Source organism: Vibrio sp. WZ-1 (genome assembly GCF_052037695.1).
In the GTDB taxonomy this organism is placed as follows: Bacteria; Pseudomonadota; Gammaproteobacteria; order Enterobacterales; family Vibrionaceae; genus Vibrio.
The window spans coordinates 39,102-53,010 of record NZ_JBQEQR010000066.1 but is presented as its reverse complement, the minus strand read 5'-3'; the positions used below and the strand labels follow the sequence as shown (position 1 = coordinate 53,010).

The 13,909-nt window shown below is 42.8% G+C and carries 12 protein-coding genes; 8 read left to right on the top strand and 4 right to left on the bottom strand.

Annotation, left to right across the window (positions count from 1 at the left end; genetic code table 11):
- The first annotated feature begins 14 nt into the window (after window positions 1–14).
- The 8 genes from rfbB (at window position 15) to ACTS60_RS08405 (ending at window position 9,798) form a co-directional block, all read left to right on the top strand.
- Window positions 15–1,079 carry a dTDP-glucose 4,6-dehydratase gene (rfbB, locus tag ACTS60_RS08440; protein ID WP_440887960.1) on the top strand — a complete coding sequence of 355 codons (1,065 nt, stop codon included), beginning with the start codon at window positions 15–17 and terminating at the stop codon, window positions 1,077–1,079.
- Window positions 1,079–1,963 (top strand): glucose-1-phosphate thymidylyltransferase RfbA, encoded by an 885-nt coding sequence (gene rfbA, locus ACTS60_RS08435; protein ID WP_440887882.1) that lies wholly within the window; start codon window positions 1,079–1,081, stop codon window positions 1,961–1,963. Before rfbB ends, rfbA begins: the two co-directional genes overlap by 1 nt.
- A complete protein-coding gene (locus ACTS60_RS08430) occupies window positions 1,953–3,032 on the top strand; it encodes a DegT/DnrJ/EryC1/StrS family aminotransferase (RefSeq protein WP_440887881.1) in 1,080 nt (359 codons plus the stop codon). The genes rfbA and ACTS60_RS08430 overlap by 11 nt, the downstream gene beginning before the upstream one ends.
- 77 nt (window positions 3,033–3,109) lie before the next feature.
- Window positions 3,110–4,168 (top strand): 3-deoxy-7-phosphoheptulonate synthase, encoded by a 1,059-nt coding sequence (locus ACTS60_RS08425; RefSeq protein ID WP_440887880.1) that lies wholly within the window; start codon window positions 3,110–3,112, stop codon window positions 4,166–4,168.
- Window positions 4,169–4,195: 27 nt separating this feature from the next.
- The gene (locus ACTS60_RS08420; RefSeq protein WP_318119337.1) at window positions 4,196–5,233 is read left to right on the top strand and encodes a Gfo/Idh/MocA family protein; all 1,038 of its coding nucleotides are present in this window, start codon (window positions 4,196–4,198) and stop codon (window positions 5,231–5,233) included.
- A gap of 17 nt (window positions 5,234–5,250) precedes the next feature.
- Window positions 5,251–6,393 (top strand): ATP-grasp domain-containing protein, encoded by a 1,143-nt coding sequence (locus tag ACTS60_RS08415; RefSeq protein ID WP_440887879.1) that lies wholly within the window; start codon window positions 5,251–5,253, stop codon window positions 6,391–6,393.
- Window positions 6,394–6,523: 130 nt separating this feature from the next.
- Window positions 6,524–8,845: a glycosyltransferase gene (locus ACTS60_RS08410; RefSeq protein ID WP_440887878.1), complete on the top strand. Its 2,322-nt coding sequence runs from the start codon at window positions 6,524–6,526 to the stop codon at window positions 8,843–8,845.
- Window positions 8,846–8,940: 95 nt separating this feature from the next.
- On the top strand, window positions 8,941–9,798 hold the full coding sequence (locus ACTS60_RS08405; RefSeq protein WP_440887877.1) for a glycosyltransferase family 2 protein: 858 nt from the start codon (window positions 8,941–8,943) through the stop codon (window positions 9,796–9,798).
- A gap of 57 nt (window positions 9,799–9,855) precedes the next feature.
- On the opposite strand, the gene waaA is transcribed toward ACTS60_RS08405, so the two are convergent.
- From waaA to lpxM, 4 genes are read right to left on the bottom strand one after another with little or no spacing between them, the layout of a single operon-like run.
- Complete coding sequence (waaA, locus tag ACTS60_RS08400) at window positions 9,856–11,124, bottom strand: lipid IV(A) 3-deoxy-D-manno-octulosonic acid transferase (protein WP_440887876.1); 1,269 nt, start codon at window positions 11,122–11,124, stop codon at window positions 9,856–9,858.
- The gene (gene waaF, locus ACTS60_RS08395; RefSeq protein ID WP_440887875.1) at window positions 11,118–12,173 is read right to left on the bottom strand and encodes a lipopolysaccharide heptosyltransferase II; all 1,056 of its coding nucleotides are present in this window, start codon (window positions 12,171–12,173) and stop codon (window positions 11,118–11,120) included. The genes waaA and waaF overlap by 7 nt, the downstream gene beginning before the upstream one ends.
- Window positions 12,170–12,892: a glycosyltransferase family 25 protein gene (locus ACTS60_RS08390; RefSeq protein ID WP_440887874.1), complete on the bottom strand. Its 723-nt coding sequence runs from the start codon at window positions 12,890–12,892 to the stop codon at window positions 12,170–12,172. Before ACTS60_RS08390 ends, waaF begins: the two co-directional genes overlap by 4 nt.
- Window positions 12,889–13,875 carry a lauroyl-Kdo(2)-lipid IV(A) myristoyltransferase gene (gene lpxM / locus ACTS60_RS08385; protein ID WP_440887873.1) on the bottom strand — a complete coding sequence of 329 codons (987 nt, stop codon included), beginning with the start codon at window positions 13,873–13,875 and terminating at the stop codon, window positions 12,889–12,891. The genes ACTS60_RS08390 and lpxM overlap by 4 nt, the downstream gene beginning before the upstream one ends.
- Window positions 13,876–13,909: the final 34 nt, after the last annotated feature.

The window sequence follows — 13,909 nt, the reverse complement described above, 5'->3', positions numbered from 1 at the left end:
AGGCAATGAAGAGAATGAAAATTTTAGTGACAGGTGGGGCCGGTTTTATCGGTTCGGCTGTAATTCGTCATATTATTCGTAACACACAAGATGTTGCTATTAATCTAGATAAACTGACTTATGCTGGTAATCTCGAGTCCCTGTCTGAGATCGATAGCAGTGAGCGTTACTACTTTGAGCAAGTCGATATTTGTGATCGCGTTGAGCTTGATCGCGTATTTGCTCTGCATCAGCCTGATCTTGTGATGCACCTTGCGGCTGAATCTCACGTAGACCGTTCTATTGACGGGCCTGCGGCATTTATTGAAACCAATGTCATGGGCACGTATCACCTACTTGAAGCCGCTCGTCAATATTGGTCTACGCTTGATGAGGCGCGCAAAGCCGCTTTCCGTTTCCACCATATTTCTACCGACGAGGTGTATGGCGATCTAGAAGGCACGGATGACTTGTTTTCCGAAACAACTTCCTATGCGCCGAGCAGTCCGTATTCCGCTTCTAAAGCGTCCAGTGACCATCTGGTTCGTGCATGGCAGCGTACATATGGCTTCCCGACATTAGTTACTAATTGCTCAAACAACTACGGGCCTTATCATTTCCCTGAAAAGTTAATCCCACTGATGATTTTGAATGCCTTGGATGGCAAGCCGTTGCCTGTTTATGGTGACGGTATGCAAATCCGTGATTGGCTGTTCGTCGAAGATCATGCTCGAGCACTTTACAAAGTGGTGACTGAAGGTGAAATCGGTGAAACATACAACATCGGCGGTCATAACGAAAAAGCAAACATTGAAGTGGTGAAAACGATCTGTTCGTTACTTGAAGAGTTTCGACCAAACAAGCCAGAAGGTATCGACTCTTATGAAGCTCTAATCACTTATGTGAAAGATCGACCAGGTCATGATGTGCGTTACGCCATTGATGCAACAAAGATAGCTCAAGAGCTGAATTGGACACCCGAAGAAACGTTTGAAAGCGGTATTCGTAAGACCGTTGAATGGTATTTAAATAACCAGCAATGGTGGCAGCGAGTGCTTGATGGCTCCTATAGCTTAGAGCGATTGGGAGGTGGGGAATAATGAAAGGAATTATTCTGGCTGGTGGTTCTGGTACTCGTCTATACCCAATCACGCGAGGCGTATCTAAGCAGTTACTGCCTGTATACGATAAACCAATGATCTACTACCCACTGTCAGTACTTATGCTTGCTGGTATTCGTGAGGTTTTGGTGATTACCACTCCTGAAGACCAATCAAGCTTTCAGCGATTGCTTGGCGATGGGAGTGATTTTGGCATTTCACTTGAGTATGCAGTTCAAGCATCTCCAGAAGGGCTTGCACAAGCTTTTATCATTGGTGAAGAGTTTATCGGTACTGACTCTGTATGTTTAGTGCTTGGTGACAACATCTTTTATGGTCAAGGCTTCTCTCCAAAGTTAAAGAAAGCGGTTGAGACGGCAGAAAGTGGCAATGGAGCAACGGTGTTTGGCTACCAAGTAAAAGACCCTGAGCGTTTTGGTGTGGTTGAGTTTGATGCTGACAGAAAAGCAATCTCTATCGAAGAAAAACCAGCTAAACCAAAGAGTAATTATGCTGTGACTGGGCTGTACTTCTTTGACAACAAAGTCGTGAGTAGAGCTAAGCAAGTAGAACCATCAGAGCGAGGTGAACTGGAAATCACCACATTAAATCAAATGTACTTAACAGCAAACGAACTCAATGTTGAAATGTTAGGACGTGGGTTTGCTTGGTTAGACACAGGTACGTACGAAAGTTTGCTCGATGCTGCTCAATTTGTTTCGACGATAGAGAAACGACAAGGGTATAAAATTGCATGTTTGGAAGAAATTGCCTTTAACAATGGTTGGATTAGCAAACAGAAGTTAATGGTGGCAGCGGATGCCCTTAAGAAGAACAATTATGGTCTCTACCTATCAAGCATTGTGAACGAAGATGACAATTAAACTTAACAGTCCGCTCGCACCTGATTTGACTAAGCTTTCAAAATATTTATCTCAAGTTAATGAGAGTGGTTGGTATACAAACTTTGGCCCCTTGCACCAGCAGTTGACACAAAGGTTAGAAGAATTCTTAGGTGTGGAAAACTTATTGTTGGTTTCAAATGGGACATTTGCATTGCAAGTTGCTGCGAAAGTGCTTCAAGTTGAGCGCGCATTAACCACGCCATTCAGCTTTGTCGCGACATCAAGTGCTTTATTGTGGCAAAAAATGGATATTAGTTTTTGTGATATCGATGCAGATAGCTACAACTTGTCACCTGAAGCTGCCCAAAAAGCACTACGACAAGAAAGTTTTGATGGCATTGTAGCGACGCATGTCTATGGTAACCCCTGCGATGTAAAAGCTTTCGAAGCGCTAAGTCAGCAGCATAACGTTAAAGTAATATACGATGCTGCCCATGCATTTGGTGTTGATGTGGAAGGAACATCAGTACTGAATTTCGGTGATGCAAGTACATTAAGCTTCCATGCAACCAAGATCTTTCACACCGTAGAAGGTGGTGCCATTGTTTTTAAACATAGGAATGATTTCGAACGTGCAAAAGAGCTGATTAACTTTGGCATACAGAGTAATGGGGCTTTAGGGCAGCCTGGTATCAATGCTAAATTGAATGAATATCAATGTGCGGTAGGGTTGACTCTTTTAGATGAGATTGACGTCATTATTGCTCATCGTGCGAAGCTTCTGCTTAAATATAGACACGAACTCGCGGGTATTGTTGAAATGCCCAAATGGCATCAAGAAGCTTCATTCAATGGCGCTTATATGCCGATTTACGTAGAAGTTAACGATCAAGATAAACTTCAGCGTGCTCTCGACAATAACGGCATTCAGTATCGCCGTTATTTTACTCCTTCGTTAGACCTTGCCTATCCAGAGCAGAGAAGCTTTGGGTGTGTGACCAGTCAAATGAAAGCGCAGGGAGTCTTTTGCTTACCACTTCATGGTTATATGACCGAAGTGGAAGTTTCTAAGGTGGTCTCAGTCGTTAAGGACGCGCTAAGCCAGTAAATTCGCTTTATAGATACGACTCATCAAATCAAGTGATTTGATGAGTCGTATCTTATTTCAATAAAACTGATTGATTGATGAAAGAACAAGTAAATACAGCAAATTTGGATAATAACTTAGCGTTACTCTCACCCCGTCAGGTGATGGAGCATTGCCATAAGAGCAGCGCATTAGCGGTTCAGACGATTGGACGTAATCGCGATGCGATCAAGCAGATCGTATCAGGGGGCGACTCAAGACTATTAGTTGTTGTTGGGCCATGCTCAATTCACAATGTCGAAGAGGCGATAGATTACGCTCAGAAAATCGCGCAAGCACGACAAATGTACTCTGAAACACTTGAAATAGTGATGCGAGTCTATTTTGAAAAGCCAAGAACCACAGTGGGATGGAAGGGGTTGATCAATGACCCATACCTAAATGGTAGCTTTGAAATAAACGACGGAATCAAAATTGCACGTAATTTGCTGGTTTCTCTTACAGAGATGGGTATCCCAGTCGCTTGTGAATTCTTAGATATGATTACTCCGGGTTACCTTCAAGATTTAGTCTCTTGGGGAGCGATTGGCGCAAGAACCACTGAGTCGCAAATCCACCGTGAGCTTGCTTCAAACCTCCCGTTCCCGATTGGTTTTAAAAATGCGACCAATGGTAACGTCAATGTCGCAATGGATGGCGTAAAGGCAGCCCAAGCAAGGCACTTTCAGTTGACCATAGATCAGCATGGTCAGGCTTCTGTGGCGCATACATTAGGTAATCCACACGGGCATATTATCTTGCGTGGTGGCTTAGAGCCGAACTACCAAGAACACCATGTTACGTCTAGCTTAGAAGAGCTAAAGCAAGGTGGTCTAACACCAAAGTTAATGATCGATTGCAGTCATGGCAATAGTTCAAAGCAGTACCAGCGCCAGAGAGTGGTAGGACAAGATATTTGTCGACAGCTAGAGAATGGTGGCGATGGTATTATGGGTGTAATGATTGAATCAAATTTAGTCGAAGGCCGACAAGATTTAGCGGACGGTAAGGCTTTAGCCTACGGTCAATCTGTAACAGATGCGTGTATTGACTGGGAAAGTACACTAGAAATGTTGGCAGAGTTGTCCGCTTCTGTATCGCAAAGAAACTCACAGTAATGTAGAAAGATGACCAAGAGTAAAGTAATGAAGTTTTTAGTAATTGGCCCAGGGTTAATTGGCCGAAAGCACATTCAATTGATCCAAGAACATCCAAAATGTTCAGTCGAGGCGATCGTTGCCTTACACCCAGAGATGCATGATAACTACCTTACCGAAGCGGGCATTCCAGTTTATGGAACGCTAGAGCTAGCGTTTGAACATCATACATTTGATGCGGTAATTATTAGCTCGCCAAATGAATTTCATTATGAACATGCGTTAAAGTGTATCGATAATAACTTACCGATATTAGTAGAAAAACCTCTTACGGATACCTTAGAGCGAGCGGCTAGTTTAATAAAATACGCTGAAGACAAAAGCGTACCAGTGCTCGTTGGTCATCATCGAACTTACAGCTCGTTTATGCCTATCGCCAAAGAAATAATTGGTAGCGACAAGTTTGGTAAATTGGTGTCAGTACAGGGCAGTGCTCAGTTCTTCAAGCCGGGCCATTACTTTGTTGAAGGGGAATGGCGCACTAAAAAAGGTGGCGGCCCGATCCTAATTAACTTGATCCACGAGATAGGAATAATGCGAGAGCTATGTGGTGAAGTCATCAAAGTCTTCGCTTTTGCTTCGAATACCACTCGTGAGTATGAAGTGGAAGATACGGTGGCGATCAACTTTGAGTTTGATAAAGGTTGTATCGGTACTTTTATCCTGTCTGATTGTGCAGCCAGCACCAAGAGTTGGGAAATGACAAGCGGTGAAAACCCGGCGTATCCTCATTATCCTAGAGAAGCTTGCTATCACTTTGCAGGCACCAATGGTTCATTGGACTTCCCTAGCATGGATCTTACTTATTATCGAGAGGTTGAACATGCCTCTTGGTGGAAGCCTTTTACGCATGAGAATGTACCGGTTGAAGCGCAAGATCCGTTACGTTGCCAACTCGATCACTTTGTTGATGTTATTCAAGGTCTAGCAAGTCCACTTGTTAGCGGACGAAGTGGTTATAACAATATGCGAGTGCTGGATGCAATACAGCAGTCGATATTAGAAGAAAAACCGATTTACCTGTAATTAAGTGGGACAACAGTTTGAGTAAAGTATTGCTTTTGGATACAGCCTTTGCGTCTGTACCCATTTATAACTATCTGATTAAACAGGGTCATAGCGTTTACGTAATGGGCAACCGCGCAGGTGATGCCTTGGCTATGAGAGCTGGACCGAAATGGATCAATCAAGATTACAGCCAAATTGAGTCTGTAAAGCACATTGTTGCGGATCACGAGTTTGATTATATCTTGCCAGGATGTACTGATTTATCGATAGAAGTGTGCCAAGAAGTTGTGGATAAGTACGACTTTTTTGATGCCCCGGAAGCTTATCAGTACTTGGGGGATAAAGAACATTTCAGAAAAATGTGTGCGGAACTAAATTTGTTGTCTCCGCAACGCAAACAACGTGAAGATTTCCCATTACCTGGCCGCTATATCTGCAAACCAGTGGATGCGTTTAGTGGTCGAGGCGTATCAGTTATTGACGGTATGGACACAGATTCGGTTGCTAATGCTGATGAAGTTGCTCGTTCGGTTAGCCATACTGGGCGCTCGCTATTTGAGACGTTTGTTGAAGGGCAGCTGTATAGTTACAGTGCTTTTATTGAACAACGTAAAGTAGTAGAGAGCTTCGTGGTTATTGAAGGCTCATCTTCTAACCCATATGCCGTCGATACCAGTTATGTCGATGATGAGTTCAATGAAGACGCGCGTGCTGTTCTGAAAAAGAGTATCGAAGCGATTGCACAGCACCTTCAGCTTCGTGATGGCCTGGTTCATTTGCAGTTTATTCTTGCGGATGGTCAACCATACTTAATCGAGATTACAAGACGATGCCCTGGCGATCTCTATTCTAAGCTGATTGAATACAGTACAGGGTTTGATTACGCAGGCAAGTTCGCATCTTATTTTATTGGTGACACATACTTTACAGCGGTAAATCAAAGCGTTCCTATCGTCAGACACACCATGGCTTCAAATGAGTTAACACATTATGAAGCCTGTGAATTTGTTGATTCCTTGAAGGTGAAAGCGTTCTATCCATTGTTGAGTCTTGGTTCTGAAGTTCAACCGAATCAAAAAACGCGAGTAGCGATATTGTTCTCACAAGAAGAAGACAAAAATAATAGCTACGATAAGTATCTAGCAAGAGAACAATATACTTTGTCAAAGGAAGTATAGTTTTAGAGCTACAGGCTGATACATGGTGTATTAAGAGTAGCTTCACGAGTTGTAGTAAAGAGTAAAATTAATGAACTTGTATGCCTTGTTGTATTGCATGGCAGCGAGTCTAGGGTTAAATAGGTTTGATATGAGACTGTCAGTAGTAATAGCTGCTTACAATCAACAACATAGCTTGGGTGTATGTGTCGATTCCGTTGTAGAGCAAATCAATAAAGACAACGATGTAGAAATCTTGATTGTGGACGACTGTTCTACAGATAGCACTGCGAGAGTGATCCAGGAATTAGCAGATAAATATCAAAACGTAAAGGGCTTTAAAACCGATACAAACAGTGGGCCAGGTGGCGCTCGCAATGTTGGTATTGAAAACGCAAGTCACGATTGGATTCTCTTTCTTGACAGTGATGACTTACTGGCGCCAGTTGCTATCAGTAAGCTGAGTCAGCACGTCAAGTTGGATGAGTCAAACCTACTTAATCAGAATGCGCTCGACTATGTGGCTTATGACTTTAAGTTTTTGTCTGATGATTCCAATGAGTCGGGCTCTAGAACCGATCTGGTTTCACTTAAGCAATCGAAAGAAACACTGATAGAAGACTATTTGTCCCTAAAGATGGATGGCTCAGTCATATTTACCTTAATGCGTAAGCAGTTTCTTGATGAGAATGGTATCCGCTTTTTCCAGGGTTATCATGAAGACGTTGACTTTATGCTTAAGGTTTACGCGAAAGCACAGCGCTATTCTATCCTAAACGACGTTATTTATATAAAAGACAACCGGACAGGGTCTATTGTGAATACCATCTCCACTAAACATATTGTCGGTATGTTTAGAGCGTATGCGGAGATGCACAAGTTTATGGCTGAATCGGGTCTAACAAGTGCGAACTATCAGCGTTCATATCTATTGGGAATCGTTGGAGTCGTTGCGACTCGAATTCGTCAAATATGCTTATCAGAAAACAGCGCTGATCTATACGCCTGCCTACATCAGCAATTGGAACAGTTATCTCGCGACACCAAGGTAGACTTTTCGTTACTTGAAGATGAGTTTGAGACGAAGTACATCAAAATCTTTAATTACTTCGTAAATGCTTTTGATCCGAAAGAAATGCGCTCGGCTGAAAAGGTGAACAAATATCTAGCTGACATACAACCAAAGAGCTGGAGTTGTTACGACTTGCACAACAGTTTGTTTTTTGCCCCAGATCAGGTGAGAACGTGTTGTAAGCGTTTTTTCCGTGATGGAGAGATGAAGGGGGATGTCGCTCTTTTGACGCCTTCCGAGTATGCATTCTCAGACTATAACGTTGCTAATATCTTTGATGAGAAGAAAAAACTCTTTATTGAAATAAATAAGGGTGAGTCAGATAGATGTACAGGTTGTGATTTCCTAGAGTTTAAAGACTGGGGGCAAATGAAGTGCGAGTACATCTCTTTTGAGTACCACTCAGTATGTAATATGAAGTGTGTGTATTGCAGCGATACGTATTACGGGGGCGAAAAGAGTAAGTATGATGTACCTAACCTTCTCACTGAGCTTCAAGACACAGGTAATCTTACTGACTGTAAAGCAATTGTATGGGGTGGTGGCGAGCCGACGTTAGGAGCAAACTTTGACTCTATGCTTAAGCAAGTGAGTGATAAGTTCCCTGCGATTCAGCAACGTGTTATTTCGAATGCAACCAAGATGTCTCGAAGCATCGAAGATGGCCTGCAAAACAATACTATCTCACTAGTAACCAGTATTGATGCCGGTACAAAAGAAAAATTCATGGAAGTCAGAGAGCACAAGCAGTTTGAACGTGTACTGAAAAACCTCCAGAAGTATGCTGAATTTGGCGCTGAGAATATAACGGTTAAGTATATCTTTTTGGATCAAAACGCGACGTTAACTGAAGTTCAAGCCTTTATCGAAAAGATTCGTGAATATGGTTTGAATCAGTGTAACTTCCAAATCAGCTATGACTTCAAAAAGGAATGGGTTTCCAACCATGATTTAGCTTTGATCACCATAATGCATGGTGAACTCGTTAAGTTGAACGCTCCTTTGGTCGTACTTGATGACCTGCTTATTTCTAGGGTTAAACGCTCAGATATAGATTATCAGCAAGTGAATCGCATGCTGGTTGATTATGGCTATGATTGTTATGTGTTAGATGAAAATAACAAAAAAGAAGTGGTCATTTGGGGGGCAGGCAAGCAAACAGAAGCATTATTGTCGAATGCACGCTTCAATAGCCTTTACAATGTTGCGTACCTTGTTGATAACACACCAAGTAAAATAGGCACTAAGATGGATGGCTATGACATATTTTCTCCTGAGGTGCTGATGAAAGATAATAAGAAAGTGCTTATTTCAGCAGTTCAAAATAGTGTGTTAATAAAGAGAAAGTTCCTAGAATTAGGCCTTAAAATGGAAGACTTAGTTAAGGATATGATTATCTAAACGGATTGAGAGCTCACAAGGTGAGCTCTTTATTTTTATCTTTATCAATAGCGTTAGTGTTGCGCTAGTTGTTTGATTTTTGCTAGGTATTTCCTGTGACAATAAAAGTATCGGTATTCTGCCTTTGCTATAACCATGAAAAGTTTATAGAAAAAGCGTTACTAAGCATTGTGAACCAAAAGACAGACTTTGAATTTGAAGTGATTATTTTTGATGATCTGTCACCAGATTCAAGTCGAGATATCATTGACCGAGTGATAGAAGAAAATCACACAAAGTGTCACTTTGTGAAACTCTATACAGAAGAAAATCAGTACTCTAAAGGGATCACTATCGGCCCAGTAGTGTTGCCTCAAGCGCGAGGTGACTTCATCGCTTTCTGTGAGGGGGATGACTATTGGTTGGATGAAAATAAGCTTCAGAAGCAATACGACGAGATGGTTAAAAGGCCGGAAATAAATGCTTGTTTTCACCCCGTCTATTCATTGATTGGTGAAGAGCTGGTTGACAAAAAGTATGGTTATCTTGGTGAAGAAAACGAGATCGTCTCTTTTAAGACGATCATCAAGAAGGGCGGAGGCTATATGCCAATGGCTTCTTTATTCATTCGTGCCAAGCCATTTTTAGAGTTAACGACTTCGAACCCGGACTTTTTTCACCATAACTGTGAGCATTCGGTAATACAAATTATCAATAGCGTCGACAAAGGCGCACTTTACATACCGGGTTATATGTCAGTGTATCGTAGTATGCATGAGGGCTCTTGGAGTCTGCAGCAAGCGAAAGATCCGATTGCCGAAGATCGTGAATTTGAGCAATATAAAAAACGAATCTTAGGGCTAAATCGGATATATGGCTATAAATACTGGCCAACCTTTATTTCTATATACTTAAAGAAATCGAAAAAGCATTACAGAAAGAAAATAAAGCGTTGGTTTAAAACTAAAGCTTAAAATAAAGCCGAGTATCAACTCGGCTTTATTATGATTTATTCGGCGAAATAGAGCGTTTTAGACCGACATGATTGCAATGGTTGTGCGCTGTAAAGAGCCAGAGTTCGCTGACATAAAAGCGGCAAGTTTTGCAGTGAGGTGCTCTCGAGCGACTTGGTTATCAACGAGTGCGATAATTGCTTTAGCAAGTTCTTCATCATTCTCGATGATTTCTATCAGACTTTTCTGCTTCATATCGTTGATGATTTCTTTAAAGTTGTAGAAACTTGGGCCAGATAGTACGGGAATGGATAGGGCCGCTGGTTCTAATACATTGTGTCCACCCACTTTATCTCCAATTAGGCTGCCACCCATAAAGCAGATATCTGCCGCCCCTAACAGTAGCAGCATCTCTCCCATCGTATCGGCAAGGTAAACCTGAGTTGAATCTGCTATGTCGAGTTGTTCTGTTCGACGTACGGTGTCAAAGCCTAATTGTTGGCTAAGTTCAAACATTGCGTCAAAGCGCTCAGGGTGACGAGGAACTAAGATCAAAATAGCATTTGGATGTGATGCCAATACTTGCTTATGCGCCGCTAAGACCTGCTCATCTTCACCTTGGTGGGTACTTGCTGCAATCCAAATGGGGCGATGAGCCCCTAGCTTTGCTCTTAGCTTCTTCCCATTTTCTCTAATTTCATCTGAGATTTGGATATCGAACTTAATAGAACCAGTTACCGTTAACTTCTCTTTTGAAACTCCTAAACGTTCGAAGCGCTCGGCATCAGATACCGACTGGCAAAGTATCTGCGTGAGGCACGGGTGAAGTAAGTTAAACAGAGGCTGAACTTTGGCGTAGTTATTACAGGACTTTTCAGACAGGCGCGCATTCACCACAGAGATTGGAATCTCTGCTTTATGAACCTCGTTCAATGTATTTGGCCAAAGCTCAGTTTCAATGATAAGCATCTTGCTTGGGTTGGTGACTTTAAGAAAACCACGCACCGCAAAAGCAAAATCGATAGGCATGTATCGATGTTCAACCAAATCACCGAGCTTGGCTATTTGCTCAGCGCCTGTGCTGGTGGTGGTTGTCACCAAGATTGGCTGGTCAGGGTGCTGCTGCTTTAATGCCTTAATTAAAGGTGTCGCCGCAATAGACTCTCCAACAGAAACTGCATGAATCCAAATTGGCCGTTCTTTGCAATCTAGCGCTGGTGTTCTACCAAAGTGTTCTTTCCAACGTTGGCCAAATTTAGGCTTGTTTGGTTTACTTTTATATAAGCCAAACAATAGCAGTGGTGCAGCAAGTGTAAGTAATAAAGTATACAGTGCACGCACTAGCATACACTTACCTCTATGGCATCCAGTCTGGCAATACTATCAAGCACTTGCTTTGGTGATAGCTCTGTTAAGCACTTGAGGTGTTTAAATTGGCACTCGCGCTTAAAGCAAGGGCGGCACTCGATATCGGTATGAACAATTTCAACCTTCTCTGCCAGTGGTGGTGTGTACTTGGGTGATGTTGAACCATAAACCGCAACAAGGTTACAACCAACAGCGGCAGCAACGTGCATTAAGCCTGAATCATTCGCAACCACGGTGCGACATGCAGCCAGTAAGTCTACGGCTTCGATAAGGCTGGTTTGCCCTGCGAGTACGTAAACGTGGTCATGCAATTCTTGAGGGACTAGGTTCTTTATATTGTTGCAAGTGTCTAGGTCTTTTTGCGAACCGAACAACCATACTTGTTTGCCTTGCTTCGCCATCTGAGTCGCCACTTCTGCGTAATGTGCTTCAGGCCATTTCTTAGCTGGCCCAAACTCCGCACCAGGGCACAAACCAACCACAGGGGATTCTTGATTCAGATTAAACTTAGCGATCGTTGCACCTTGCTCTTTCTTGTCAATAAACAAGCTCGGGCGAGGCAGTGTCTCCAATCCGCCCAATGAGGAAGAGTCCTTCATCTCGGCTTGAGGGTAGGCAAGGGCGACATAGCGCTCAACCATATACTGAAAAGACTTCATATTTGGGCGTAAGTCGTTCAACAGCCCAAAGCGCATTTCGCCTTTCCAGCCAGTTCTTAGCGGGATATTAGCAAACCACGGAATTAAGGCAGACTTCGCAGATTTCGGCAAAATATAAGCATGATCGTATTGCTTCTCTCGCAGCGACTTACCGATTTCACGGCGGCCTAACAAGTTAAATTCACCATGGCCGATCGGCATATCAATCGCTTGGTTAATCTCTGGCATCCGCTCAAGAATCGGTTTACACCAACCTGGTGCAATAACATCGATAGTGCAGTTTGGGTGTTGCTGTTTAATGACTTTGTACAGTGACTGTGACATCACCATATCACCAACCCAAGATGGTCCGATAATGAGTATTTTCATGCTTTATTCTTCCAGTACATAAACTTAAGAATGGATTCGTAGCTTCTGAAGAGTTCTGCGTAAATCTTGTTCAGTACGGTCATCTTTGATTTGTCTTTGCGCTTCGCACCAATGGTTGAGGCTATTTGAGCTCTGGTGAACAAATCTGGCGCAATACTGTAGGTTTGAACGTGATGACGCCATGGCTTTTCCATATAGTCATCTACAGGTTCTACAAAGGTGCTTGCGTGCTGAATAAACTTTTGAGCAGCAGCAGGAGAAATCATATAGGCCGTTGTTCCACAAGTGCCGGCTGCGTAGCCACCAAGTTGGTATCCATCGCTGAGTGGTACAATCGGCTGGAAAGCTCGCTTCTGAGTTGCCGACAGCTTGATGTATCCATAGTGTGGTACTTGGGCAAAAGCATCAATGAGCACTTGGCTTAGATTACTTACAGGGTCGACATTGTCTTCAAGAATCATGATTGGCTCATTGAGCTCAACACAGCGTTTCCAAAGTTCATAATGACTAGCAAAGCAAGCCACTTCACTGGTTTTTAGATGGTAGCCTTTTCTTGCTTGAGTGACTTTCGGTACTGCTTTGTCTGAATGCGGAAAGTTCTCTTGTGAGCCGTCTATCGCATCAAAGAATTCAAACTCAACGCCCTCAGCGGCAAGCTTCTTAGACATACGCTCTCTACGGTCAATAGAGCGCGTTAAACTTACGACAAAAATTTTCACTGTATTTTCCAATCGTCGTTGTATCGGGTCTTGAATAAGTTGTAGTAGTTATCGCCATTTTCTTGCGAATGCAGTAGCTGTAACACCCACATGTACTGTTCTGGCTTATCTTTTACAAAGTATTCAATCGCTTGGTTACATGTTCTCGCGTCTTGCTCTTCGCCTTTATCCAGCTCAAATGCAGGTAAGATTTCAATATCAAACTGACCTGTTTCACCGTTTATTGAGGCGAATAAAGGTAGAACTTTGGAGCGAGATAACTTGGCGATCTTCCCTAGCCCTGGCAGGGTCGCTTTACGAGTTGCAAAGAAGTCGACAAACACACTGTGTTCAGGGCCATGATCTTGGTCTGGCAGATAGTAACCAATGTATCCATCACGGATTGATTTTAAGAATGGCTTGATACCACCAGAGCGTTCATAAACTCGACCTCCGTACTGAACACGTTGTTTGTGCATCAACCAGTCTGTGACTTCATTTTTCTGTTTCTTCGCCATTGCAGATACTGGCATGCCCATCGAAGCCAGTAAAATCGCAGGTACATCAATCGCCCAAGAGTGAGGCACCATGAGAATGACATTTTCACCGTTATCGATATGATTTTTTAAAATATCTAAGCCGCGAATTTCACAGTTGTTTTGCAACCACTTAGAGGAGCGAAGGCTCAGTAAGCCAAAGCGGATAAAGAAGATGGCTGCCGTGAACAGTGTCTTCTCGATCATCTGCTCTCTTTCTTCGAAGCTTTTTTCTGGAAAGCAAAGCTCAAAGTTTACCCTTGCGCGATGAGCAGGGCCTTTATGTGATTTTGATAATTTTGCTGCCAGTGTTTTAGCCAGCCATTTTTGCAGGCCAAAAGGAAGAAGGGAAAGAGGCAGAAATAGAATGACACCTAACCAAGAGCCCCAGTATTTAGGCGCCAAGAAGTGGCGTGCGAATTCGGGATTGTATGCTTTAGGGTCGTAATCGTCTCGTTGAATAGTCATTAATGAGCTCAATTCTTCGGTGTTAAGTCGTTGC